Annotated in this window: 22 protein-coding genes and 9 pseudogenes; 11 read left to right on the top strand and 20 right to left on the bottom strand. The window is 66.2% G+C overall.

Features of this window, described 5'->3' with window-relative positions; translation table 11 throughout:
• Positions 1-4: 4 nt before the first annotated feature.
• From G4Q83_RS19115 to G4Q83_RS19100, 4 genes are all read right to left on the bottom strand, one after another.
• Positions 5-343 carry a hypothetical protein gene (locus tag G4Q83_RS19115; RefSeq protein ID WP_128419197.1) on the bottom strand — a complete coding sequence of 113 codons (339 nt, stop codon included), beginning with the start codon at positions 341-343 and terminating at the stop codon, positions 5-7.
• 188 nt (positions 344-531) lie between these two features.
• Positions 532-846 (bottom strand): nuclear transport factor 2 family protein, encoded by a 315-nt coding sequence (locus G4Q83_RS19110; protein ID WP_128419196.1) that lies wholly within the window; start codon positions 844-846, stop codon positions 532-534.
• Between the two features lie 309 nt (positions 847-1155).
• Positions 1156-1440 (bottom strand): LysR substrate-binding domain-containing protein, encoded by a 285-nt coding sequence (locus G4Q83_RS19105; protein WP_158254966.1) that lies wholly within the window; start codon positions 1438-1440, stop codon positions 1156-1158.
• Between the two features lie 213 nt (positions 1441-1653).
• Complete coding sequence (locus G4Q83_RS19100) at positions 1654-2055, bottom strand: LysR family transcriptional regulator (protein WP_128419194.1); 402 nt, start codon at positions 2053-2055, stop codon at positions 1654-1656.
• A 555-nt stretch (positions 2056-2610) separates the two neighbouring features.
• On the opposite strand from G4Q83_RS19100, the gene G4Q83_RS19095 reads away from it, so the two are divergent.
• Positions 2611-3423 carry a GH12 family glycosyl hydrolase domain-containing protein gene (locus G4Q83_RS19095; RefSeq protein ID WP_128419233.1) on the top strand — a complete coding sequence of 271 codons (813 nt, stop codon included), beginning with the start codon at positions 2611-2613 and terminating at the stop codon, positions 3421-3423.
• Between the two features lie 98 nt (positions 3424-3521).
• Here G4Q83_RS19095 and G4Q83_RS19090 read toward each other — a convergent pair.
• From G4Q83_RS19090 to G4Q83_RS23745, 6 genes and pseudogenes are all read right to left on the bottom strand, one after another.
• A pseudogene (locus G4Q83_RS19090) lies at positions 3522-3919 on the bottom strand (IS5 family transposase); the annotation flags it as partial.
• Positions 3862-4077: an Arm DNA-binding domain-containing protein gene (locus tag G4Q83_RS19085; RefSeq protein ID WP_425480282.1), complete on the bottom strand. Its 216-nt coding sequence runs from the start codon at positions 4075-4077 to the stop codon at positions 3862-3864. The pseudogene G4Q83_RS19090 and the gene G4Q83_RS19085, both read right to left, overlap by 58 nt.
• 288 nt (positions 4078-4365) lie before the next feature.
• Positions 4366-4500: an entericidin A/B family lipoprotein gene (locus G4Q83_RS19080; protein ID WP_003469322.1), complete on the bottom strand. Its 135-nt coding sequence runs from the start codon at positions 4498-4500 to the stop codon at positions 4366-4368.
• A 100-nt stretch (positions 4501-4600) separates the two neighbouring features.
• Positions 4601-4753, bottom strand: a complete 153-nt coding sequence (locus G4Q83_RS19075; RefSeq protein WP_128419193.1) for an entericidin A/B family lipoprotein — start codon at positions 4751-4753, stop codon at positions 4601-4603.
• Between the two features lie 148 nt (positions 4754-4901).
• Positions 4902-5126 (bottom strand): arginase family protein, encoded by a 225-nt coding sequence (locus G4Q83_RS24860; protein WP_170069132.1) that lies wholly within the window; start codon positions 5124-5126, stop codon positions 4902-4904.
• Positions 5127-5397: 271 nt separating this feature from the next.
• Positions 5398-5567: pseudogene (locus G4Q83_RS23745) on the bottom strand (IS701 family transposase); the annotation flags it as partial.
• On the opposite strand from G4Q83_RS23745, the pseudogene G4Q83_RS19065 reads away from it, so the two are divergent.
• Both G4Q83_RS19065 and G4Q83_RS19060 read left to right on the top strand, forming a co-directional pair.
• Positions 5566-5882: pseudogene (locus G4Q83_RS19065) on the top strand (transposase); the annotation flags it as partial. The pseudogenes G4Q83_RS23745 and G4Q83_RS19065 overlap by 2 nt on opposite strands.
• A gap of 12 nt (positions 5883-5894) precedes the next feature.
• Entirely contained in the window at positions 5895-6080 is a 186-nt protein-coding gene (locus tag G4Q83_RS19060) for a hypothetical protein (RefSeq protein WP_170069131.1), read from the top strand.
• Between the two features lie 48 nt (positions 6081-6128).
• On the opposite strand, the gene fghA is transcribed toward G4Q83_RS19060, so the two are convergent.
• From fghA to G4Q83_RS19035, 6 genes and pseudogenes are all read right to left on the bottom strand, one after another.
• Complete coding sequence (gene fghA, locus G4Q83_RS19055) at positions 6129-6959, bottom strand: S-formylglutathione hydrolase (RefSeq protein ID WP_128419192.1); 831 nt, start codon at positions 6957-6959, stop codon at positions 6129-6131.
• A 79-nt stretch (positions 6960-7038) separates the two neighbouring features.
• The gene (gene gfa, locus G4Q83_RS19050; RefSeq protein ID WP_128419191.1) at positions 7039-7611 is read right to left on the bottom strand and encodes an S-(hydroxymethyl)glutathione synthase; all 573 of its coding nucleotides are present in this window, start codon (positions 7609-7611) and stop codon (positions 7039-7041) included.
• A gap of 69 nt (positions 7612-7680) precedes the next feature.
• Positions 7681-8790, bottom strand: coding sequence for an S-(hydroxymethyl)glutathione dehydrogenase/class III alcohol dehydrogenase (locus tag G4Q83_RS19045; protein WP_128419190.1), 1110 nt, complete (start codon positions 8788-8790; stop codon positions 7681-7683).
• Positions 8787-9113 carry a metal/formaldehyde-sensitive transcriptional repressor gene (locus G4Q83_RS19040; protein WP_128419189.1) on the bottom strand — a complete coding sequence of 109 codons (327 nt, stop codon included), beginning with the start codon at positions 9111-9113 and terminating at the stop codon, positions 8787-8789. Before G4Q83_RS19040 ends, G4Q83_RS19045 begins: the two co-directional genes overlap by 4 nt.
• Before the next feature lie 133 nt (positions 9114-9246).
• A pseudogene (locus tag G4Q83_RS24855) lies at positions 9247-9417 on the bottom strand (hypothetical protein); the annotation flags it as partial.
• The gene (locus G4Q83_RS19035) at positions 9350-9523 is read right to left on the bottom strand and encodes a type I-F CRISPR-associated protein Csy2 (RefSeq protein ID WP_128419188.1); all 174 of its coding nucleotides are present in this window, start codon (positions 9521-9523) and stop codon (positions 9350-9352) included. The pseudogene G4Q83_RS24855 and the gene G4Q83_RS19035, both read right to left, overlap by 68 nt.
• Before the next feature lie 68 nt (positions 9524-9591).
• Here G4Q83_RS19035 and G4Q83_RS19030 point away from each other — a divergent pair.
• Positions 9592-10172, top strand: a pseudogene (locus tag G4Q83_RS19030) (transposase); the annotation flags it as partial.
• Here G4Q83_RS19030 and G4Q83_RS24850 read toward each other — a convergent pair.
• Entirely contained in the window at positions 10081-10272 is a 192-nt protein-coding gene (locus G4Q83_RS24850; RefSeq protein WP_425480281.1) for a hypothetical protein, read from the bottom strand. The pseudogene G4Q83_RS19030 and the gene G4Q83_RS24850 sit on opposite strands and share 92 nt — an antisense overlap.
• On the bottom strand, positions 10191-10550 hold the full coding sequence (locus tag G4Q83_RS19025) for a hypothetical protein (protein ID WP_170069130.1): 360 nt from the start codon (positions 10548-10550) through the stop codon (positions 10191-10193). Before G4Q83_RS19025 ends, G4Q83_RS24850 begins: the two co-directional genes overlap by 82 nt.
• A 15-nt stretch (positions 10551-10565) precedes the next feature.
• On the opposite strand from G4Q83_RS19025, the pseudogene G4Q83_RS19020 reads away from it, so the two are divergent.
• The 3 genes and pseudogenes from G4Q83_RS19020 to G4Q83_RS24840 form a co-directional block, all read left to right on the top strand.
• Positions 10566-10787: pseudogene (locus tag G4Q83_RS19020) on the top strand (isocitrate lyase); the annotation flags it as partial.
• Between the two features lie 250 nt (positions 10788-11037).
• Positions 11038-11187 (top strand): annotated as a pseudogene (locus tag G4Q83_RS24845) (integrase); the annotation flags it as partial.
• Between the two features lie 172 nt (positions 11188-11359).
• Positions 11360-11809: a phage integrase central domain-containing protein gene (locus G4Q83_RS24840; RefSeq protein WP_425480280.1), complete on the top strand. Its 450-nt coding sequence runs from the start codon at positions 11360-11362 to the stop codon at positions 11807-11809.
• 9 nt (positions 11810-11818) lie between these two features.
• Here G4Q83_RS24840 and G4Q83_RS19010 read toward each other — a convergent pair.
• Positions 11819-12739 (bottom strand): annotated as a pseudogene (locus G4Q83_RS19010) (IS3 family transposase).
• 81 nt (positions 12740-12820) lie between these two features.
• Between G4Q83_RS19010 and G4Q83_RS19005 the strand changes: the two are divergent.
• Positions 12821-13561 (top strand): IS630 family transposase, encoded by a 741-nt coding sequence (locus G4Q83_RS19005; protein ID WP_158254965.1) that lies wholly within the window; start codon positions 12821-12823, stop codon positions 13559-13561.
• Between the two features lie 31 nt (positions 13562-13592).
• Here G4Q83_RS19005 and G4Q83_RS19000 read toward each other — a convergent pair whose 3' ends face one another.
• Positions 13593-16928 carry an autotransporter domain-containing protein gene (locus G4Q83_RS19000; RefSeq protein ID WP_128419186.1) on the bottom strand — a complete coding sequence of 1112 codons (3336 nt, stop codon included), beginning with the start codon at positions 16926-16928 and terminating at the stop codon, positions 13593-13595.
• A 246-nt stretch (positions 16929-17174) separates the two neighbouring features.
• Here G4Q83_RS19000 and G4Q83_RS18995 point away from each other — a divergent pair, with 246 nt between their 5' ends.
• From G4Q83_RS18995 to G4Q83_RS18990, 3 genes and pseudogenes are all read left to right on the top strand, one after another.
• A complete protein-coding gene (locus G4Q83_RS18995) occupies positions 17175-17816 on the top strand; it encodes a transposase (protein ID WP_128419185.1) in 642 nt (213 codons plus the stop codon).
• A gap of 250 nt (positions 17817-18066) precedes the next feature.
• A pseudogene (locus tag G4Q83_RS23740) lies at positions 18067-18786 on the top strand (esterase-like activity of phytase family protein); the annotation flags it as partial.
• An 83-nt stretch (positions 18787-18869) separates the two neighbouring features.
• Positions 18870-24098 (top strand): autotransporter domain-containing protein, encoded by a 5229-nt coding sequence (locus G4Q83_RS18990; protein WP_185817264.1) that lies wholly within the window; start codon positions 18870-18872, stop codon positions 24096-24098.
• Positions 24099-24372 lie beyond the last annotated feature (274 nt).

Below are 24372 nucleotides of genomic sequence, written 5' to 3'. Positions count from 1 at the left end.
ACGGTCAACGCACGTTGCGCAGTTCCCAGCCGCTGCCGGCCAGCAGGCGCATGCGCTGCTTGAGGATGTCGCCGGGAATGCTGGTGGTGGCGAGCAGGTCGATGCGCAGGTCGTCCTGCTTGCCGGCGACGCTGGCGGCCGGATCGACGATGCCCAGCGCCGGGTCCACTTCGTCCGGTTCCGGCTGCAGCGCGCGCCAGCGCTCGAACCAGGCGGGGCTGCTCAAGGCCTGCCGCAGCTGTTCGGCGAAGGCGTCGGCACCGTGGGCACTGAAGCTGAGCGTCGGTTCGCTGCCGCGCGCGTGGGCAGGGTCGGGCAGGCTGATCGAATAGGTCACGGCCATGATGGTCTCTGTGTCGGACGGTGCGGCGCAGCCTAGCAAGGGGCACCGTGAGTGGGCCGTCCACGGCGCCGCGACGGCAGGCGCCCGTCGCGACCTGGGGCCGTCCGCCGCACGCGCGATCGCGACCCTGCCGGTGCGCCGCCCGGCGACGCCGCCAGAACGCCAGGAGCGCGAGGAGCGCCGCGGCCTCAGCGACCGGCGGCAGCGATATAGTCCGGCACGTTCCAGCAGAAAGCGCGCGCTTCGAAGATGCGGTCGTCCTTCATGGTCGTGACTTGGACCATCGGGTGCGTCATCACCGAGCCGTTCGCCCATGAGTGCGTGGTCATCTTGCAGCAGATCACGACCGCATCGTCCTTCTCGAAGGGGCGGATGTCGACGATTTGCAGCCTGGTGAAGGCGTCGATCATCTTCGAGAAGACGTCCTTCCAGCCGGAGTGGCCGTGATGGGTGCCGCCCCAGGGGAGATCGGGGCTTTCGTAAGGCGTGACGTCCGGATGCAGCCTGGCCGCGACTCGTCAAAGCTCGGGCCCACGGCGACACCGCCGCCCTGGACGCAGGGAGCTTCGGCGGCGTAGAACTTCGCCATGATCTGCATGGGCTTCAGCGTGTTTGCCGAGCCGGCGGTGGGCGTGGTCATTGTTTTCGTTCCTGTCGTTGGCCCTCCCATCGCGCCGGTGCGGGAGAGGCATGGCGGCCGTTCGTCCGGCGTACCGACACTGTATCGGTTCCACCTCGGCGGATTCGGGCTGGAATTCCGAACACCGCGGAACACGACGACGCCATGCGGACGAGGGACGGGCATCGTGGCATCACGGCTCCTCCAGGAGTTTGGGCGCGTGTGTGGAAAGGAAGTGCGCGAACGCGCGGACGTTGGGAAGCGGATGCCTGTGCGATGGCCACAGCAGGCGCAGCACGCTTGACTGCGCCTGCCGTCCGCCGAGCACCTCCTCGAGCGCGCCGCTGCGCAGGTGCGCTCGCGCGATGAACGAGGGAAGCGCGGCGCTGCCGCGTCCCGCCAGGGCGATGTCGAGCAGGGGCTCGAGCATGGTCGCGAAGGTGACCGGCACGACGATTCCGCCGCTGTCCTCTTCCATCGTCAGCGGCCAGGGCGCGAGCTTGCCGGTCTGCGGATAGCGGTGGCGCAGGCGGTCATGGTCGGCGGATCGGTGACGCAGGCGGGGCGGCCGCGCCGGGCGAGAAGCCCGGCGACGCGACCAGCCGGTAGGTGAACGCGCAGGGCCTGCGGTGACGGAGCCGGCTGTCCTGCGGCTCTCCCGAGCCGATGACGACATCGAAACCCTCGTCGATCACCTCGACGAAGCGGTCGTTGACGTCGAGGTCGAGCCTGGGTGCGCGGCCATGAAGTCCGCCATCAGGGGGGCGAACAGCGTGTTCGCGACGGGAAGGCGGACCCGCAGGCGGCCTTGCGGCGCGGCCGTTGCCTGCGCCAGTTCGGCCTGCGCCAATTCCAGCTCGATCAGGATCCTGCGACAACGCGTCAGGAACAGGCTCCCTGCCGCGGTCAGGACGACGGCGCGGGTCGAACGGTGGAAGAGCCGGACGCGGAGCTGGCCTTCCAGGCGCTGAATAGCCTTGCCGATCGCCGAAGGCGACAGGCCCATCTGCTGGCCCGCGGCCTTGAACCTGCGCAGGTCGGCCGCGTGCACGAATGCTCGTATCGCACCGATGTCCTCGATCATCGCCGGCATGGAGAAGTTTCCTTGCGGAAATGAGCGGGACTTGAACCCGTTTACCCCGATTTGGTCAAGTGCCCGATGGGAGAACGTGGCCCAGTGGCGAACAGATGCCGCGTGCCGACCGTCCGCCGTGGCGAACGCGCGCGGCACCCAGGCGATCGGCGCATCCTCGGCCGCGCTTGCGGCGTTTGCCGATGCAGAAGGGCAGCGGCGCGGCCCGGCGCGGGATCACCGACCGGCATCCGGCCGGACGCAGGCCCAGCCGGAGACGGATGAGGCGACTGCGGCAGGCCATGCCGCCCACTGCGCAACGCGTCGGCCATGCGTGCCGTGACCGCAGCGCCGGACGCGGCGGCGCACATTACGCCGCCGTCCATCCCGTTGGCCGCTGCAAGCTGGGGAGCCATGCGCATCGCTGTCTACCATCTGTCGCCACAGGGCGCCACAAGGCATGGCCGCCTAAGCTACCGTGGCTCCCGCTGCGTTCGCTTCGTAATCTTGGCGCTGGCAGCGAACCGGCATCATGCCCCCCTCCTCCCGTCCCCCACTTTCCCGGAAAAACCCCCGATGCACGGCTATACTGCCTCGAATGCAACGTCTCACCCGCAAGGATGCCTCGCGCCACGCGCGGCGCCGCCGCTACTGCGGATCCTGCTTGCATTTTTCTGCGTGGCCGTCGCGCCGCTGGCGTTGGCCGGACCCTACAAGGCCTTCGGCGAATACTATGCATGGGTCAACAATTTCAATGATCCCAACAACGTCATGTGTGGCACGTTTGGTAATGGCAGGACGCCGGAGTTGAAGGCGACCTTCAATTTTTCCAGCAACAATCTGTACGGCTATCCGGCCATCGTGCGCGGCTGGCACTACGGCTGGAACCCGACCGGCGACAGGTTGTTCCCGCACCAGATATCCTCGCTGCGTACGATCCCGGTCAAGTTCAACTACGCCGCCGGTGGCGGCAACCTGGCCGGCGACTTCGCCTACGACATGTTCTTTCGCCACGACACCAGCATGGGCACGCCGCAACTGGAAGTGATGATCTGGGGCGGGAACAACTCCTGGCCGATGGGCATCCTCAGCGGCAGCAACGTCATCACCGCCGGCGGCCATAGCTTCGACCTATGGGAAGGCTACAACAGCGCTGCGGGCTATTACGTGTACACCTTCATCCCGCACGGTACCGCCGGTCAGGCCCAGTTGCCCACCAGTGGCAAGCTCGACCTCGATGTCAAGCCGTTCTTCAACTGGCTGCAAGCCAATCGCAGCAAGGACGGCCGCTACAGCGACGCGATGTACCTGCATGTCGTCGAGGCCGGCTTCGAGGTGGTGCGCGGCAACGGCTGGGCCAAGATCAGCGCGACCATCGACGCCAGCTGACAGGCCCGAATCGGTGGCTGTCGTCCAGGAGCATAGGCATCGGCTGCATTGCCTGCCACGTTGGGTATCGTTGCGGCTGATCTCGACTAAGAGCCTGTTCACGATCTTCTGAGCAGCAGCGTCAGGAATGCCAGATGGAAGAACTGCAAGCTGGTGTTGCGTTTGCGCTCGCAGTTCTTCCACAGCCTGCGTTTCTTCTACAACCACGCAAAGCTGCGTTCGACGCTCCAGCGCTTGGGCATGACCTGAAGGTGTGCAGTTCGCTGCGTTTGGCGATCTGCACCGTGACCTGCTCGCCCAGGAGCTCTCGCACGCCTTCGGCGAACGGTTCTGCGGCGTAGCCGCTATCGCATAACAGGCTTTGCACTTGTCCCAGGCTCGGCTTGCAGCGATCCAGGCATTGGAGCGCGCCTTTGCGGTCGGTCACTTCCGCCGTCCTCACCGCGACCGCCTGCGGCAGGCCTTGAGTATCGACGGCGTTGTGACGCGTGAATCCGAGACCTTCGTGCGTGCCTGGTCGACAGTCAGTTCCCCGTACTGGCCCAAGGCGGGCTTGCAGCGCTCGCCGGCCTTCGTGCGGTACTGAAGCATGAACACCTTGCGGCCCGCCGGGGTGATCTTGCACAGGAAGCCCGGCGCCACAGTGTCCCGCAGTTCGATGGCCTTGGAGTGAGGTTGTGCCGCATCGACTGCGGACTTGGCGAGCTCGATCTTCGCCGTGATGACTCCTCGGAAAGCTCGGTTTCCAAGAGCCGCATGGGAGCCATGCGAGGGAAAGCCGGGTCAAGTTCCGGAAAGCACCGGCCTATGATGGACGCGCCTAAGTGATTGATGAAAATGCCGTATCGAGTCGAGGCGCGTACCAGCGCACTGCGGTAGTTGAGTCATCGTGAAGAAAAACGGGCCGGCAAGCCGGCCCGTCTTCGTCGCCGAGCGCTGGGCTCAGTTCTTGGCGGCGTCTTCGACCTTCTCGCCGGCACTCTTCACGTCCTTGCCGGCACCGGCAACTGTGTTGCAGCCGGACAGCAGGCCCACCGAAAACATCGCCAGCAGCATCCACGCGAAAGTACGTTTCATAGGTTCACTCCTTCTTGGTCATGGGAAACGCGGCACGCGGCCGCGTGAGGGTTACGCATCAAGGTGTTTAACAGAACGCGAAGCCACTGCGAACGATCGATCAGCACTTGCCGTCGCTGCAATCGCCAGCCTTGTCTTCCACCTTCTCGCCTGCCTTCTGCATGTCTTTGCCAGCACCGGCCATGGTATTGCAGCCGGTCAGCATGCCCGCGCAGAACAGGGTCAGCAGCATTGAGGTGAGCAGTCGCTTCATTGTGGGTTCCTCGCAGTGGATCGGATCTGGGACAGCGGCGATAGCCGTTGCCGAGCTACCGTCTGGCGGTGAATCTGACTTCACGACTGTGGATTTCACGTGAATGAAGCGCTACGGCATTCAGCTTTGTGCCGAAAAGCTGCGTCAGTCACGCATCCGCGCGGCCTTGCCGAACAGGCTCTCGATCAGGTCCACCGCCAGTTCGGCGGTCAGATTGCGATGGTCTGCACCGGATTGAATCGACGATGTCCAGCAAGCCCATGCGCCCGCTGTCGGCGATCATTTCCATCACCAGCTGCGCTTCGCGATAGTTGGGGCCGCCGGGCACGACGGTGCCGACCCCGGGCGCGATGCTGGGGCCGAGGAAGTCCACGTCGAAGCTGAGGTGCGGGGGGTGTCGGCATCGAGCCCGTCCAGCGCCGCCTCCATGGTCCGCTTCATGCCCATCTCGTCGATGTAGCGCATGTCGTACACGTCGATGCCGTGCTGCTTGATCAGCCGTTTCTCTCCGGATTCACCGAGCGGATGCCGATCTGGTGGACCTGCTCCGGACGCAGCGCCGGCGCGGCGCTGCCCAGTTCGGTCAGCGCCGGCGGCCCCAGCCGGCACAGGCAGGCCACCGGCATGCCGTGCACGTTGCCCGACGGGTCCAGATGCGCAGCCAACGGCTCCACACCAAGCTTGCGCTCCAGCGACAGCATCAGTCCACTGCAATCGCCGCGCAATCCCGCCTCGCGATCGGCTCATGACCGAGAACCGAGCAAAGTTCATCCAGATATGCTGAAAAACGCGTCTCGCTACTGCTTGCGGCCATGCTGTGGAAGCGCATCGGACCGTTGATTCCGCCAGTGAAACCCTCGCCCAAGGCAGGGCGACCGCGCATAGGTGATCAACAGGCCCTCAACGGCATCGTCCATGTCCTGCGCACCGGCATTGCCTGGGAAGCACTCCCGCTGGAGTTTGGCTACGGCAGCGGCATGACCTGCTGGCGGGCGATGGCGGGCGATGGCGGGATTGGCGGACTACCGGCGTCTGGCATCGCCTGCATCGGGTCCTGTCGGCCGAACTGCGCCGGGCCGACAAGCTGGACCTGGTCCGAGCCAGCCTGGATGCGGCCAGCGTATCGGCGCGGCTCAGGCCGATGCTCGATTGCATCACCATCAACGCCAGCTGTTCCAACCCGCCCTGTGGCGTGTCGGCATGGTTCGCCGAGCCGGATGCGGTCCGGGCGCAACCGCAGCGTCCAGATCGCCGCGCAGACGCCGATGCTCAGCGGCGACACCAGCAACGGCATACCGGCACCATCACCATCGGCCTGTCGGCGTAGCCGGGCGGCGTGGCGCGTCCGAACCCGCCAGGCGCGCCGCGCAGGCGCTCAGCCCTGCAGCGCGCGCGCGTGGTGGGCGATATGCTCGCCGATGAAGCTGCCGATGAAGTAGTAGCTGTGATCGTAGCCGGGCTGCACGCGCAGGATCAGCGGATAGCCGGCGGTCGCAGCGGCGGCCTGCAGCAGCTGCGGCTGCAACTGCCTGTCGAGGAACTCGTCGGCGCCGCCCTGGTCGATCAGCAGCGGCAGGCGCTCATCGGCCATGGCGATCAGCGCCGTGGCGTCGTAGGCCTTCCAACTGGCGCGATCCTCGCCCAGATAGGCGGAAAACGCCTTTTCGCCCCACGGCACCTGCGACGGCGCCACGATCGGCGAGAACGCCGACACGCTGCGATAGCGGCCGGGATTCTTCAACGCGATCACCAGCGCACCGTGGCCGCCCATCGAGTGGCCGCTGATCGCGCGCCGGCCGTTGTGCGCAACCTGTGCCTCGATCAGCGCGGGCAGTTCCTGCACGACGTAGTCGTACATGCGGTAGTGCGCGGCCCACGGCGCGCGGGTGGCGTTGACGTAGAAGCCGGCGCCCTTGCCTAGGTCGTAGCCTTCGGCATCGGCGACATCTGCGCCGCGCGGGCTGGTGTCCGGCGCGACCAGGATCACCCCGTGCTCGGCGGCATAGCGCTGCGCGCCGGCCTTGGCGATGAAGTTCTGCTCGGTGCAAGTCAGCCCGCTGAGCCAGTACAGCACCGGCAGCGCGGTGTGCTCGGCCTGTGGCGGCAGGTAGACGGCCACGTTCATCGTGCAGCCGAGCACGGCCGATGCGTGGCGATAGACGTCCTGCCAGCCGCCGAAGCAGGCATGATGTTCGATACGTTCCATTGGATGGCTCCCAGAGTGGGGAATGCGGCCGGGTGCACGCCGGCCGTGGCCGCAGACGCTGCGCGCCGCGCGGCGGGGTTCAGTGCAACACACCGTTGTTGCGCGCGATGTGGGGGGAGAGCGGGTCCATCGACGGCGGCGACAGGCAGTCGCAGGGCTTCCGCTTCAGCTCGCGCAGACGGCTGCGGATACCGTCCATCGCTTCCGGACGGGTGCCGTTCTCGATGATCCAGGACACGAACGCGGCGAATTCCAGCGCCGAACAGCCCTGCTGCAACGACAGTTCGGTATCGATGAAGTCCAGCCCGTAGAACGCATGCTCGGTGTTCTCGATGCGGCCGTACATGTGCACGCCGCAGCCGGTACAGGCGTGGCGCCGGATCGGCGCGCGCTCGTCGACCACCTCCAGCTTCTCCTCATGCGCGGCGACCTTGACCCTGTCGCGGCCCACCACCGCCACCGCCGAGAAGGCCGCCTCTTCCGGCTTCCAGCACATGGTGCAACCGCAGGCGCGGTTGTGCGCGCGCTGCGCCGCCCCGTCCACGGCCACCTTGTCGCTGGCGCAGTGGCATTCCAGGGCGCTGCCCTGGAAGTGCTCCGCACCTGCGCGCACGCCGCCGTCCACCGGCGGATGAATCGTTACGGTACTCATCATGCCCCTCCCGGGTTCGTTGCGTACCCGCATGCGCGGAATCGGCCGCGCGCCGCGCCGACCGCCAGGTCAGAAATGGATCACGGTACGGATCGACTTGCCCTCGTGCATCAAGTGGAACGCTTCGTTGATCTCTTCCAGCGGCAAGCTGTGAGTGATGAACGGATCCAGATCAATCTCGCCATGCATCGCCTGTTCCACCATGCCCGGCAACTGGGTGCGGCCCTTGACGCCGCCGAACGCGCTGCCGCGCCACACCCGGCCAGTGACCAGCTGGAACGGGCGCGTGCTGATCTCCTGACCGGCGCCGGCTACGCCGATGATGACGCTCTCGCCCCAGCCCTTGTGGCAGCACTCCAGCGCCGAGCGCATCACGTGCACGTTGCCGATGCACTCGAAGCTGAAATCCACGCCGCCATCGGTCAGCTCGACGATGACGTCCTGGATCGGCCTGTCGTGGTCCTTCGGGTCGACGCAGTCGGTGGCGCCCATGCTGCGCGCCAACTCGAACTTGCCGGGATTGGTGTCGATGGCGAGGATGCGCCCGGCCTTGGCCTGCACCGCGCCCTGGATCACCGCCAGGCCGATACCGCCCAGGCCGAACACGGCCACCGTGTCGCCTGGCTTGACCTTGGCAGTGTTGTGCACCGCGCCGATGCCGGTGGTGACGCCGCAGCCGAGCAGGCACACCTTCTCCAGCGGCGCTTCGGGGTTGACCACCGCCAACGAGATTTCCGGCACCACGGTGTATTCGCTGAAGGTGCTGCAGCCCATGTAGTGGAAGATCGGCTGGCCGTTGTAGGAAAAGCGGGTGCTGCCGTCGGGCATCAGGCCCTTGCCCTGGGTGGCACGTACGGCCTGGCACAGATTGGTCTTGCCCGACAGGCAGAACTTGCACTTGCGGCATTCGGCGGTGTACAGCGGAATCACGTGGTCGCCGACCTTGACGCTGGTCACGCCCTCGCCGATCGCCTCGACGATGCCGCCGCCTTCATGGCCGAGCACCGCCGGGAAGATGCCTTCCGGGTCGTCGCCGGACAAAGTGAACGCATCGGTGTGGCAGACGCCGGTGTGGGTGATCCGGACCAGCACTTCGCCCTGCCGCGGCGGCTCGACGTCGATCTCCACGATCTGCAGCGGCTGGCCGGCTTCGAAAGCGACGGCGGCACGGGATTTCATGCGGTTTCTCCTGGAACAACGGGTTGGGTCGCGCGGGGTTCGGGTCGCTTGAGATAGGAATGGACCAGCGTGCCCATCTGGCGTACGCGCATGGCGCGCTGCGCATCCGAGCCGGCGGCATGGCCGAATTCTTCGCGGAGATGCGCCTGCATCACTTCCGACATCAGGCCGTTGACCGCACCGCCGATCGCGGCGATCTGCTGCGGCACCGCCGCGCAGTCGGCACCGCCCTCCAGCGCCCGCTCCAGCGCTTCGGCTTGGCCGTGCACCCGGTGGTGGATGCGGGCCAGGACGCGTTTCTTCTCGTGGGACGTATGCGGCATGCGAACGGGGCCTGGAACTATACTGAGGGACAGTATATTGCTCCGCAGGTTGGGGGTCTGGATGGCGGCATCGAGCTTGGCCGGGTCGGTCTGCTCCTTTGCTCTTGTCCCTGAGTCGATTGGAGATGGTGCCGCGCACGGACTTCTCGCGGATCTGCACCGGCTGCCAGGTGCTTGCGTCGCGGCGACCGCTCCAACTGCCGGCGCATGGTGGGACTCCTTGTCGTGGTGGGCGTTCAATTGAAGTGTAGTCCGGTATGCCAGCATCGGTCGCGGGGTGGTAGTCGTTGCGGCAGCGCGGCATCGGGTTGGCTGTCGGCGTACCAGAGCAATCGTTGCGGGGAGTGCAGCCGGTGCGGGCTGAGCCATTCGCCGGCCGAGTAGAGGCTTTCGACGACCTGATTCCCCATCCGTCGCCTCCGCTGGGCCGGAGAGGGTCGATGCGGCAAGCCGCTGATTCGACAGAGGCGGTGCGACGATGGCCAAGAAGCACCCGATCCGGTTCCAAGCGGGCATGGGCCTGCCGGCGTTCTTGCGGTCCTAGGGGAGCCAGGCCCCATGCCGGCAAGCCGTACTTGAACAACGATGGCCGCAAGGTTTCTTTTGCCCAGCGTGTGGACATCGGCGGTCTTGCCCGTTGCACAGCCGCGACCTGCTCCAATGCAATCGCTGCCAACAGCAGGCCTGCTCGACGCGCGGCACCTTGTTCGCCGATGCCACATCGCCGTTGCGCAGCTGGTTCCTGGCGATCTACTCGCTCAGCCAGCACAAGAACGGCATCCGCCCTGGCGCTGCGCCGGCAGCTCGGAGTGAGCGAGGACACCGCGGGGCCGGCCACTGCCAACAGAGCCGGCGCTCATCCGGGTCGACACCCTGCTGGGCACCATCCAGAATGCTTGGCATGGCACCTATCACGCCTTGCCCCCGAAGTCCCTACAGCGCTACCTGAGCGCGTTCTGCCATCGCTTCAACCGACGCGTGGACCTGGCGGCCTGGGTCCCACGATCGATCTGCGCCGTCCTCCACCCTCCACCGCGGCCCTATCGGCTCGCAGCGTTGGATGCGCGATGGGGGGAATCAGGTACTTTTTTGCCGCGAATCCCAGCAAAGGGTGATACCGCCACCCTTGCTTGCTCTCGGGCACCTCCACCGTCGCCAGCCGTTCGGCGCAGTGCTGCAGAGAAGGGTCGAGGTGCTCGGCGTGCTCGGCGACAAAGCCATCAGGTCGAACTCGCCCCATGGCACGGTGCGCGGGCCGGGATCGTGCCGGACGTCATGGCGCTGGCTGCGATCGACGGCGGTATAGAGCGTCTCGCCGCGGCGGACGTCGCTTTCCTCGATGCGGTGCAGCACGAACTGTTCTTCTTCATCGTCGGGTAGCAGGACCAGGGTGGCGGCGGGGAGCGGGTCGTCGCGAAATGGTTGTTGCTGCGGCAATACGCCGGTCAGCGGGCCTGCGGGTATGCGCGGCGGCAGATGGGCGCCTTCGTCGAGTTGCAGGAGGCCGAGTTCACCGCCGCCGAGGGCGGCTTCACCGCGGTCAAGCACCAGCGCGAGGTCGGCACCGGCTACTTCGACGCGGCGACCCAGGCGATCCAGCAGGGCCAGTCGTCGACCACCGTGCTGAAGGGGTCGACCGAGGAGGAGCAGTTCCACGGCGACAAGGCTGCCTGAGCTGCGGCCGCGCATGCGGCGTTCGCCGATTCCCCGTGGGAGGGGGCAAGCCCGGCTTCGGCTGGGCTTTTTTCATTTCACCATGACTTCAGTGCCGCATTTCGCTGGACTACGCCGGAGCTAGATACAGCAGTTTTATCAATAGCTTAGGAGATTTCACCATATGCCGGTGTTTTCCGAAACCTGACCCGTCTAGCCCACCGTAGGCTCCTATGAGGCTCCCGGGAATCGGGCCGTTCCGAGAGTCATCATGGCAAAGATCAAGCTCACCAAGTCCGTAGTTGATGCGGCAAAGCCCCAGGCGCAGGCCGTCGAACTCCGGCACACGCTGGTGCCCGGCTTCTTGTGCAAGATTACCCAAGCGGGCCGTAAGGTGTTCATGCTCCAGTACCGCACGAACGCGGGCGAGCGCCGCAAGCCTGCCTTGGGCCAGTACGGGGAATTGACGGTCGAACAGGCCCCGCTCGCTGGCGCAGGAATGGCTGGCCCAGGTGCGCCGGGGCGCCGACCCTGCCGCAGACAAGGCGGCAGCGCGCAAGGCACCCACCGTCAAGGAACGGTGCGTGAAGTTCATGGAGGACTACTCCACGGTACGCAACAAGCCCAGCACGCAGGAAGGCTACCAAGGCACCATCGACCGCTACATCATCCCGATGCTGGGCCGCATGAAGGTTCAGGACGTGAAGCGCCCGGGCGTGGCCGCGATGATGAAGAAGGTGGCCCACAAACCCACCGATGCCAACCGGACGTTCAGCGTCATGCGCCGCGTGTTCAATCTGGCCGACGTGTGGGGCTATCGTCCCGACGGCACCAATCCGTGCCGCCATGTCCCCATGTTCCTCAACGGCAAGGCCACTCACCTCATCAGCGACGAGGACATGGGCAAGCGGTTCCGGCAGATCGACAAGATCGAAGCCGAGGGGTTGGAGAACTACGTCGTCCCGTTGGCAATTCGCCTGCAATTCGCGTTCGCCGGCCGGCGCGGTGAAATCGTCGCGCCGACGTCCCCCCGCCCTGAGTAGCGGCCGGGTTTAGAGTCCGGTGCTCATGATATGGGTGTCGGCAAGATGTTCGGCATAAGCGGACGGCATCATGCCGCCGATCGCTTTCTTAGGTCGGTCCTCGTTCTATCCGCGTCGCCAGCGTTCGATCTCAGTGCGCGCACGCAGCAGGGTTGGGAACCAGTGCTCGTTGAGACATTCGTCGCGTAGTCGGCCGTTGAACGATTCGACGTAGGCGTTCTGGTTCGGTTTGACGGGTTGGATCAGCCGTAACTGCACGCCACGGGCATGCGCCCAGGCGACCATGGCTTTGCCGCAGAACGCCTTGCCGTTGTCGGTGCGGATCACTTGCGGCAAGCCGCGACTGTGCGCCAGCCAGTCCAGCACACGCGCAACGCCGTGTCCCGAGATCGCGCGCTCCACGTCGATGGCGATCGCTTCGTGCGTGGCGTCGTCCACGATCACCAAACACTTGAATACCCGACCTTCGGCAGTGCGGTCGAACACGAAGTCCATCGACCACACCTGGTTGGCCTGCGATGGCCGCAACAGCGGCTGACGCTCGCCCACTGGCACCTTTTTGCGTCTGCGGCGTCGGACCTGCAGCTGCTGCTCGCGATACAACCGCTCCCGCCGGCGCCATGCCCGATCCACTCGCGCACCAGCGCACGACGCGCCGGTGCGCTCACCACTTTTTTTTCGCAGCGCATCCTCGATCAGGTCGTTCTCGAACACCTGCTCGGCCAGCAACTTCTTCAGCCGGGCGTTCTCTGCCTCCAGGTCCTTGAGCCGCTTGGCATCGGGCACGCTCATCCCGCCGAACTTGCTGCGCCACAGATAGTAGGAGGCCTCACTGAAGCCATGGCGCCGGCACAGGTCCTTGATCGCCACGCCCGCTTCGGCCTCACGCAGGAAACCAATGATCTGTTCTTCGGTAAATCGCTTCTTCACGTCCAATCTCCTTGGGGTAGGGAATTGGACTCCGAACTGGGTGGCTACTCAAGATTGGGTGGACCTCGGACGCGACATGCCGTGCGGGCGTTGATCCGACCGCGATGCGGTTTGACGCTGACATGGCAGGGTGTCGGCCTGTATCCGGCGCGCTGGGGCTTCACACCGCAAAAGCCGATGAGGCGGGCCTGCGAGCAGCGACCGGAAGCGGTGCAGGCATGGCGGAACGAGACGTCCCCGGAGATGGCGCGCCGGGCAAAAACCGAAGGCGCGCAAATCCAGTGGGGCGAGGAAACGCGGCTGGGCTCGGACCATGTACGAGGCCGCTCCTACGCACCGACGGGCAAGACGCCCGAGCGGCGCGTGGCGAGCCGACGCGAAGGCCTGTCGGTGACGTCGATGGCGACCAATCGCGGCCAGGTGCGCTGGAAAGTCTTCGAGGATGCGATGAACGCCGATATCCCGCTCGATTTCCTGAAGCGGCCGATCGAAGACATGCGCAGCAAGAAGGTGTTTCTGATTCTCGACAACCTGAAGGTTCATCATGCCAAGCCGGTCGAGGCGTGGCTGGCCGAGCACTTCCAGGAGATCGACGTGTTCTACCTGCCGTCGTACAGCCCGGAGCCGAACCCCGACGAGATGCTCAACGCCGATCCGAAGGCGAACGCGACGAAACAAGTTCCGGCGCGGACCAAGGGACAGTTCAAGAAAGCGGTCATCAGCCATCTGCGTGGTCTCCAGAAATCGCCACAGCGTGTCGCTCGCTATTTCATGCATAAACCGATCCGCTATGCAGCTGGATTCAAGATCATGTATTTCTGATCAATAATCAGGTTGCTGAAATCGTGGTTCGTCAGAACTTCCAGGAAAGTCCCGCCTTGAAGCCGTTTTCGACGCTGGTGGCCGCGAACTGACCTTGGTAGGCGACATCGAACGACAGGTTGCCGTCGATCGCGGTGCTGGCACCCAGCTCCACGACGAGGGTGTCGCGAGCGATCGGCGTGCCAGCGACTGCGAAGGTAGGACCGCCTGCGGCAAAACCGAGGGACGCGTCGGGCGTCGCGCCGCCATGGGCGTGCCGCCAGCCGAGCGTGCTCCTGGCCGTCACGGTCGACCCGGCGAGGTCGAATGCTTTCGTCAACCGCACGCCCAGTGTCGACAGCAGGAGGTCGTTGGCAAATCCGCCGGAGCGAAGGGCTGCCGAGCCACCGTCTTCGGTGAAGCCGCCATCGTGCAGGGCGACATAAGCGATATTGGCGAACGGCTCGATCAAAGCCTCGTCACTTCCGAAGCGCCAGCCCGCCTCACCGAACACCTGCCCCAGATCGGCGCCGTATTTTGCGGACAGGTTCTCATCACCGATCTCCGACGTGAAGAGTGCGCGCGTCGTCTTAATCTCGGAATGGCTATAGCCGGCCCCGGCGCGCAGCGTCAGGCCGTTCTCGAAGTGCCGTCCAGCATAAAGTCCAAGCGCGTAGCTATCGGCATGGCCGGAACCCAAACCATCGGCCAGGCTCAACCCTGTATGCCCATAGGCAACGAGCCCGCCGATCCGCCAATCATTGTCGAGCACGCCGTCGGCGCCGGCGAGGAAGCCATCGGCCGAGCGATCGGAGGCCGCATTGCCGTCCTGGCCATCGCTCCGGTCCCAGGACCCGAAGCCGTGCATATAGACGATCGATGCCCCGGATGCGTCACGCGCGAGGATTGCCGCATTGCCCGAAGGTGCCCCATCGATACCTGCTCCTGCGCGGTCCAGCGCCTGCGCGCGCAGGAACCGGCTGTCTTCGAGCAGCGACGCGGCCATGCCGGCATGGATCTGGCCAGAGAGCTGATCGAACAGCGGCGGCAGCGCACTCGGAGCGGAGTTGGCGAGCACCGTTTCGTAGATAGGGGTTCCGGATGCCATCCCGTCGAGTGCGGTCGCGACAGATCGGCCGCTCTCGGACGAGGCAAGCGATGCGAAATGGACCCCATTGCGCTTCAGACTCAGATCGACCCGGTCGGCCGAATAGGAGAGATCGACATCGATGAAGGTGAAACCGCTGTTGATGACGGGTCCGAACCGGCCGGTCACACCGCCCGCCGCGCTGAGAATGGTGGAGCGGGAGCCAAGCAGGCCCCCAGCCTTGCCCGGCGATAGCCAGTCGCTGGTATTTTCTTTCCGCAATTCAAGCGAAGCGCCGTTCAGATCGGCGCCACCGCCGACCAGGAGGCTGTCCATGCGCGCGTCCGGCACGACCTCGACCCGGTAGACGCCGCCCGGCGCGAAGCGGACGTTGCCGGTCACGTTCAGCGTTCCGACCGAGTTGCCGGGCGCGACCGTTCCCCCGGAGGCGACATCCAGCGAGGCGATCCGTCCATTGCCGCCAAGCGTTGCCCCGGACGCCACCGTCACGTTTGATGCGAGCGACCCATTCACCGAAAGCAGACCGCCTATCACGCGCGTATCGCCGACAAATGTGTTCGTGCCGGTCAGATTGAGCTGACCGGCGCCCAGTTTGGTGAGGCCGCTATGGCCTGAGATTGAACCGTCATAGGTGCTTGATCGATTGTCCGCTCCCACCGACAGGCGTGAGGCACCGAGGTCCACCGATCCCGATCCCGAAAGACCGCCGATCGTCTCGTCCGACAGCAACGCCAACCGGCCCGCCTTATCAATCGCCAACATCCCCGCATTCGGAAGAGCCGCCCCACCTGCCGCGATCAGCGTGCCACCTGCGATCGTGGTGCCCCCCGAATAAGTATTGGTGCCGGTGAGGGCCAAGACGCCGGTGCCGAGTTTGGTGAGCGAGCCGGCGCCCCCGATATCGTTGGCGAAGTTGTCGAACGCGGAGAAACCGCCCTTGGCCGCATCCATGGTCACAGTAACCGGGCCATTGAAAGCACCGTAGCCGTCGGCCGCCGCGTAGAGATTCAGGCGGGCCCAGAAACCGAGTTTGCCGCTGTCGAAGGGAACGCCGCCGACGACCTGCGTGGTGAACAGAACGTCGGTACGCTGTTCCGGTGTCAGGTAGGGAAAGCGGGTCGCCAAGAGGGCTTGTGCCGCCGGATCCGTGATGGCCAGAAGAGTGCCGTTGGTGGCGCTCGTCCCGGGCATTCCGTAGGTGAGACGATAGTTATAGTCCGCCTTGTTCTTCGCCTTGTCGGCAAAACGGTCACCCATCGCATTGATGGCGCTGGCGGCACACACTTGTATGCTGCTGCCGCAATCTGCGGACAGAGCGGTGCGCAGGTCGACGCTAGCCTTGGCCAGTTGGGCCTGGAAGTCCGGAATGGTTAAGCCGGCGCGGGTGCCGACATAGTCCGGATCGTTCGCGAGCAGGTGGGCGAGATCGTGCGTGGCGAGGATACGTCCGGCAATCACGTCAAGCGGATAATGTGCGCCCAGAACAATGCGGCTGTTCCCGAATTCCGACGCTTGGGTCAAGGCCTCCTTGTAACGTTCCGGAACCATCGACGCGAACAACAGCGAGTAGGCGTAGCCGGCGGTCGTATGTCCGCTCGGGAAGGAAGGGCTGTTACGGGCGTCCGACGCGGGCCCCACCAGATAAGAGAAGCTGTTAACCTTGTTCCCGAAGAAGTCGACCGCCTCCCAGCCTTGTATCGAGCCGTACTCTCCCCTGGCGCTCTGGAACAGGCGCGGGTTGCCGTACTTGTCGCCCCCGGGCGCGCCGGCCGGCAGGCCGTATGCTTTTCCGAGCACGTCGAACTGCGCGCCGGCCGGCAGGGCCGCGAGCGTCGCGGCGCTAATGGGGGTCTTTCCGTCAATCGTACCGTTGCTGAAGATGTATTTGATTACACCGGAGTTGCCGCCCGCGGTGCCAGTGCCGAAATTGAGGAGATCCTTGACGTTCTGGGAAAGGTAGAAAGTGCCCGCCTTATCGTTTCTGGCTTTATAGATGGCTGACATCCGGTTGCCGAGCGCCTCGGAAAAGCTCCAGTCGCTGCCGACGGCATCGTAGACGGACCGCGCTCTGCTCGCGGCGTCGGCCTGATTGTTGATTTGCACTCCCAGTCTGATGTTTTTGTCCAGCAGCGAGCGGCCAGCCACGGTATTGTTCAGCGTCGAGAATTCACCCAGAAGTTCAGTCCCCCGAATGTTGATGGCGCTCTCAGCGAGCGCAGTCCTGTGTGTCAAACAGCAAGCAATCAAGGTTGCAGCAGATACCGTCATATTTAGTTTCATCGAAATATCCCCACCATTTAAAATATCACTGAAGATTCAAAATATGAAAGAACCGCCAGTCCGTCATTTTCGTTGCGGCTTCAGATTCCAGGATCTGCGCGTGCGATATCATTATCACGATCTGTTACTCTCTCATGATGGCGATCTATAATTTCGGGGCGAGTGGAACCGGGCGGCGTCAAGCAGGGCACGCGGGATGCACAGCTGCGCCCCTGGGGTTATATGGCGCCTCCCTGAATCCGACTCATGGGCTTCCCAAAACGCGGCGACTCTGAATCGATAGCGCAAACTGGAGGCGTTTGCGGCCGATCTTCTGGCACATGGCGGCCAGGACGACGCGATCGGCGACCTGCGCCTGGACATGTCCAGGGCGTTCGAGGCCGGTGCGGCCACCATTGCCCGCATGCGCGGCTGCCCTTTGATCCGTTCCATGGAGTGGCGCTGGCCAGTCGTGCGCTGGACCAGGTGCGGCGAACGCAGGTCAAGACCGAGCCGGACCTGAAGGGCCGCCGCTGGGCGTTGCTCAAGGATGTCGAACGCTGGAGCGACAAGCAGGTCTGGACCCTGCACTGGCTGCAGCGAAGTGGGCTGAAGCCGGCCCGGGCATGGCGCTTGAAGGAAGCGCTGCGCAGCCTGGACACCGTGCCGCACACGCCCGAGGAGGCTGGACACAAGCTGGACCGCTGGATCAGTGGGGCGCGTGGCTGCCGGCTGCCGGCGTTCAAGCGTCTTGGCGCCACCTTGGGTGAGCACAGGGACGGGGTCATCGAACACTTCCGCAGTGGACTGGGCAACGGCGGCGTCGAGGCGATGAACGCGCAGATCCAGGCCGCCAAGGCACGGGCGAAAGGCGACGCCACTGACGACAACCTGGTCACGATCGGCTAGCCGCTCCAGCGCGCTGCCCCAGAAGCCGGACGCGACCATCGCGCCACAGCCGAGCGTGAAGCGAGTCACTAAAAATTCATGATCTTGTGGAAAAGTCTCGCGTCTCGCCGAATCCGCAATCGCGGATTTCTAGGTGCCGCGGACGTTTTGGGATTTTGGGAGCGGAACGGATGCATCCGCCATCACTGCGTTGAACCAGGAGTGTGTTGTGCGATTGAAGTCGTCCTTGCGTGACCCAGCCAAACGCCCGATGCGTAAGCCGTTGTCCATCGCCATCTGTGCTGCAGTGGCCTTCGCACCACCGCACCTGCATGCGCAGCAAGCAGATCCGATGCAGGACGACCGCCGCGAGATGACCGGGCTGAAATATCTCAGCAATACCACGTATCCCACCGGCTACCGCAACGCCAGCAAGTGGCTCGTCGCCGGACTTTCCGGCATCGACTTCGATCCCAAGAGCAACCGGTTCGTGGTGGTGCGCGACAATGTGATGCCGGGTGCGCTGCCGAACGGCTCGGGTTCTCCCAATGTCTTCTACCTGACCGCGTCGAGCCGGCCGGGCGAGCAGGGCTACCGGCTCACCTTCACCGACGACAGCCTGCTCGACGGCAATCCGCGGATCGATACCCCCGAATCGGTGCGCTTCGATCCGGCCGGCAACGGCCTGTGGTTCGCCAACGAGGGGACGGGGAGCCTGTTCCACTGGCGCGAGGACAACAGCCGGACCCAGTTCGTGCTCCCTCAGAACGCGCAGGGCAACGCTTCTGGAAACAAGGGCCTGGAAGGCATGACCTTCACCCCCTCCGGCGATCTGTGGATCGGCACCGAGCGCAACAAGCCCGGCGATCCGGTGCGGCTGACCCGGTTGAGCCAGGTCGATCGGCAGGGCAATGTCCTCAAACAGTACGTCTACCGGCTCGACGACCTCAGCGGCAGGAATGGCAGGCTGGACCAGGAAAACGGCGTCAGCGAGATCCTGGCCGTCGACGACAAGACCCTGCTGGTGATGGAGCGCGCCTGGGATGGCACCTCCGCCACCGCGCAGCCCAGGGGGTGTCGCACAATTCCATCCGCATCTACCGGGTCGACCTGGGCGCCGGCCAGGACGTCAAGGACAGCGGCAACCTCGCCGGAGGCGTCGCCACGCTGCCCAAGACGCTGGTGTTCGATTCGGCATCGCTCAATGGCGTGCTCAACACCTACGAGAACAAGATCGACAATATCGAGGGCATGACCTTCGGTCCCCGGCTGCCCAACGGCCATGCCTCGATGGTGCTGGTGTCCGACAACAACAACAGCAACAGCCAGGGCAAGACCCAGTTCGTCGTGTTCGCGGTGAACTCTCCCATTCCCGAGGTCCAGTTCTGGGACGGCGATGGCCAGCATATGGCCGACGGCGCCGTCGGCGGCGACGGCGTCTGGCGCGCCGGCGGGACGCTGGAGAACTGGACACGCGAGGGCGGCTGGGTCAATGACGCCTGGGGCGGCAAGCAGGCGGTCTTCGCCGGCTCGCCGGGCACGGTGACGGTCGATGGGAAGGATGGCGAGATCGCCCCGAGCGGCCTGCGCTTCCTCAGCGACGGCTATCGCCTGCAGGGCGATGCGCTACGCCTGAAGCAGCCGGATACCGGCATCCTCGTCGACGGCAAGGCCACCCTGGCCACCATCGCGGCCCCGCTGCGCGGCGAAGGCGGCCTGCGCAAGACCGGGGCGGGCACCCTGGTCCTCGCCGGCGACAGCGACTACAGCGGGCCGACCCGCGTCGATGCCGGCACGCTCAGCGTGGAAGGTGCGCTCGCCAGCGCGGTGAGCGTCGCCGATCAAGCCCGGCTCAGCGGGCGCGGCAGGGTCGGTGCGGCCACCATCGCCTCCGGCGGCATCCTCGATCCGGCCGGCAGCGCGATCGGCACGCTGACGGTCGACGGCAAGCTGACCATGGCCGCCGGCGCCCGGCTCGACGTCGATCTCGACGCCACCCGCGCCGACCGCCTGCAGGCGGGCAGCATCGCGCTCGCCGGCGGCGAGGTTTTCCTGCGCGCCCAGGGCGTGGACGCCGGCAGCGCCGCGTTCCGGCCCGCCGACCGCTATCAGATCCTCGCGGCCAAGGGTGGACTCAGCGGCCGGCTTGGCGGCGTCCACGAAAACTTCGCCTACTTGACCGCGCTGCTCAGCTACGACGCGAACTCGGTTTGGCTCTCGTTCGATCGCACGCCGCAGAAGCTCGCGCCAGTCGCCTACACCCGCTCGCTGGTGGAGCAGTACGACGCCCTGCGCAAGGAGCATCCGCAGATCGCCGGCCCGCTGTATCCCGGCTACAACGGCGGCGGCGTCGCCGGCACCACGCCGCGGCGCGACGACCACAACATGCAGGTGGTCCGGGATTATCGTCGGACGAGTCAGGCGCGCAGGGATCTGGCGATCGGCGACAACAGCAACTACAACATGGGAGGCATGACCGATCGCGCCCGCGGTCGTCTGGACAGCTGGCCCTTCAACGCGATCGGCGGCGAGCACGGCAACCCCTTCATGAACATGGGGAGCGAATCGCCTGGAAAGCTGCATGAAGTCGGCAAGGATCTTTCGCATTCACCGCGGCCCACCAATATTCCCTTGGCGGCGGGCGGGGTTGCCCCGATCAACGGCATCAACTCCGGCAGCTCCTCCTTTCCCAGCGGCCACACCGCCAAGGGCAGCGGCGCCAACCTGCTCGCCGCCTACATCTATCCGGAACGCTTCCAGGCCTACGTCAACCGCGCCCAGGAGTACGGGGAAAGCCGCGTGGTCCTGGGCGTGCACTATCCGCTGGACGTCATGGCCTCGCGGGCGATGGCCTACCAGGCGGTGGCGGAACAGCTCGCGCAGCAGGTGCCGGTCCCCGGCAGTTGGCTCAATGCCACCGCCAACCCGAAGGGCATCCGCCAGGGCCAGCGCGACCGTTGCAAGGCGAGCGGCTTCGGCACGATCGCCGAATGCGCGTCCGCCCGCGGCGGCGGCGCCCACGACGTCTCGTTCGATACCTGGGAGGAGTACCAGCAGCAGCTCGCCTACTACAACAAGACCAAGGACTATGGCTTCGACGCCTTCCTCAAGGAAAACAACATCACCCTGGGGCGCACCGACCTGCCGATGCAGGTCCCCGAAAACGCCGAGTACCTAATCCTCACCCGCTACCCCTATCTGGACCGCCAGCAGTTGCGCGACATCATCCGCACCACCGCCGACCCCTCCGGCCGCGTGCTCGACGACCCCTGGAGCCGCATCAACCTGTTCCGCGCCGCCGAAGGCTACGGCACCTTCGACAAGGACGTGACCGTGACCATGGAGACGGCCAATGCCCAGGACGACACCACGCCGGGCGCGCACTTCAATGCCGCGGATCGCTGGCGCAACGACATCGGCGGCCCCGGCGCGCTGATCAAGCGCGGCGACGGCGTGCTGACCCTGGGTGGCGACAACCGCTTCGGCGGCGTCTCGCTCGAGGGCGGCGGGCTGACCTTCACCCGCAGCAATGCGCTCGGCGGCGATATCCATGCCAGCGCCGGCCGGCTCGAGGTGAACGGCGGCACGCTGCGGACCACGGGCGCCTTCCGGTTGGACAAGGGCGCCACGCTGCGACTGGACAACGCGACGCTCGGCGCGGAAAAGGCGCTCGCCATCGACGGCGCCGCCACCCTCAGCGGCGCCAACGTCATCGAGGTGGCCGCCACCGGCAGCGCCGTCGTCGCCGGCGCCCTCGGCGGTACCGGCACGCTCGACAAACGCGGCTCGGGAAAACTCGTGTTCGGCGGCGACACCGGCTATCAGGGCGACACCACGGTCAGCGCCGGCCTGCTGCAGCTCGCCACCGGCACCCGGCTGGGCGGGACGGTGAACGTGGCCAAGGATGCCGGCCTGGGTGGGACCGGCAGCGTCGGCGACATCCGGGTCGCCGCGGGCGGGCGCCTGGCGCCGGGCGATGCGCTCGGCATCCTGCGGGCCAAGGACGCGACCCTGGACGCCAACGCCTTCTATGCCGTCGGCGTCGATGCCGCGGGCCAGTCCGGCCGTCTGCAGGCCAGCGGCAAGGTGACGATCGGGAACAACGTCGACGTCCTCGTCACCCCGCAGTCCAGCGGCGAGGACGGTTCCACCTACCGCGCCTCGACCCGCTACACCATCCTCACCGCCGGCCAGGGCGTCGTTGGCCGATTCGCGAAGGTGCAGGAAAACTTCGCCTTCCTCGACGCCAGCCTGGATCAGGACGGCGGCAATGTCTATCTCATCCTAGACCGCACTGGTGGCGGTGGAGGCGGTGGAGGCGGTGGAGGCGGTGGAGGCGGTGGAGGCGGTGGAGGCGGTGGAGGCGGTGGAGGTGGCGGTGGAGGTGGAGGCAGTGGCAGTGGCGGCACTGGCAACGGCAACGGCGATGTGCTGGTGTTGACGCCCGTCCAGGGTCCGCAGGTCGTCACCTCCGCCAGCCAACTCGGCCAACGCCCGCTGCGCTTCGAAGGCGGCACCCTGGCCGCCGGCGTCTCGTTGCAACTGGGCAATGCCATGACGCTCGCTGCGGCGGGCGGCACCTTCGAAACCGCCAGCGGCACCACCCTGATCCTGAGTGGCGACATCGCCGGCGCGGGCGGGCTGACCAAGACCGGTCGCGGCGTCCTGACGCTGGCCGGTGCCACCGGCTATGCCGGGGAGACCCGCGTCGTCGCCGGACGGCTGGCGGTCAATGGCCGCGTGGCCGGCGGCGTAACCGTGGCCGACGGTGCGACGCTGGGCGGCAGCGGACGGGTCGGCAGCGCCACGGTGAGCGGCCACCTGGCGCCGGGCAACTCGATCGGCACCCTGACCGTGGACGGCACCCTGACCTTCGCGGCCAGGTCCACCTACGATGTCGAGGTCAATGCCGCGGGCGCGGCGGATCGCACCGACGTCGGCGGCATGGTTGTCATCGGCCAGAACGTCAAGGTCGCGGTCGGTCCGCAGGATCGCAGCGAGGACGGCTCGACCTACCGGGCCCTGACCCGCTACCAGATCCTCGATGCCAAGGCCGGGATCAGCGGGACGTTCGCTGGCGTCACCGACAGCTTCGCCCTGCTCGACGCCGCGCTGGAGCAGCGGGCCAATGGCGTCGGCCTGGTCCTGACGCGCAATCAGTCGGCCGGTTCCGGGGGGGTGCTGCACTTCGCCGACGTGGTCGACACTCCCAACCAGAAGGCGACGGCGGCGTCGGTCGAGTCGCTGGGAGATGGCAACAGGCTCTACGACGCGGTGCTCTATCTGCCCGATGGCGCCCCGGCCAACGCCTTCGACCAGCTTTCCGGCGAGTTGCACCCGGCGGTGGCGAGCCTGCTGACCGACCAGGCCCGCCAGGGGCGCCGCATTCTCGGCCAGCGGCTGCGCGGTGCCTGGAGCGGTGCCGCGGCGGCCTCGCTGCCGCAGGGCGCGATGCAACGGCCGCTGGCGCAGGACGGCCAGGCGGAGGCCTGGTTCGACGCGTTCGGCGGCCGCGCCGACTACGACGCTGACGGCAACGGCCACGGCCTGTCGATCAGCGACGGCCGCGGCATCTTCGTCGGCGTCGATGGCAGCGTCGCGGCCGACTGGCGCCTGGGTGTCGCCGCCGGCTACAACACCGCGACGATCGGCGTCGACGGCATGCAGGCTTCGGCATCGGTGCACAGCTACCATCTCGGCGTCTATGCCGGCACCCAGCGCGGTGCCGTCGACTTCAGCCTGGGGGCGCTCTACAGCGGACACCGCATCGACAGCGAACGGACACTGGCCATCCCGCGCTTCTCCGATCGACTCACCGCCAACTACGATGCCCGCACCGCGCAACTGTTCGCCGAAGCCGCGCTCGACCTGGAGAGCGGCCGCGTCCGCTGGCAACCATACCTGGGGCTCGCCCAGGTCGATGTCGGCAGGGACCGGCTCCGCGAGCATGGCGGCAGCGCTGCGCTCACCGGTTCGGATGTCCGCCAGCGCCAGACCTACGGCACGCTGGGCCTGCGTGCCGCCAGCGGATTCGGCCTCGGTGGCAGCCGCGGCTCCCTGTCGGTCGGCGCCGGTTGGCAGCATGCCTTCGAGCCGAGCCGGGTCACCCAGTCGCTCGCCTTCGCCGACAGCCAACCGTTCCGGGTCTCCAGCGCCGCCTTCGACCAGAACAGCCTGGGGCTGGAGTTGCAGGCCAGCCTCGACCTCTCCGAACGTACCCGGCTGGGGGTCCGCTACGACGGCAGCGTCGCCAAGGACCGGCACGACGAAAGCGTGGATGTGGTCCTGAACGTGGCGTTTTGAGTCCGCCCGCCAGCGGACGCGCGCGGCCCGCTGCGCACCGCGGCGGCGCCCCGCGAGGCGGCACGGGGTGGCGTGGCGCCGGCGCTCCCGGCGCAGACTGCCGGGGGCTTGGCCCAATCCCGTTCTGAGCGCCGGGCGCTGTTCGGCGCGGCGCCCGCGCGGCATGTCCAGGATTGCAATGCGCGACAGGTCGATGTGCCACCCGGTCGTGCGGCGAGTGCGGGCGACCGATTCCAGGAGGCTCGGCAATCTCTTCCGATTGCGAGACTGGCCG

This window comes from Xanthomonas theicola (genome assembly GCF_014236795.1).
GTDB classification, from domain to species: domain Bacteria; phylum Pseudomonadota; class Gammaproteobacteria; order Xanthomonadales; family Xanthomonadaceae; genus Xanthomonas_A; species Xanthomonas_A theicola.
This window is presented reverse-complemented; position numbering and strand designations above follow the sequence as displayed.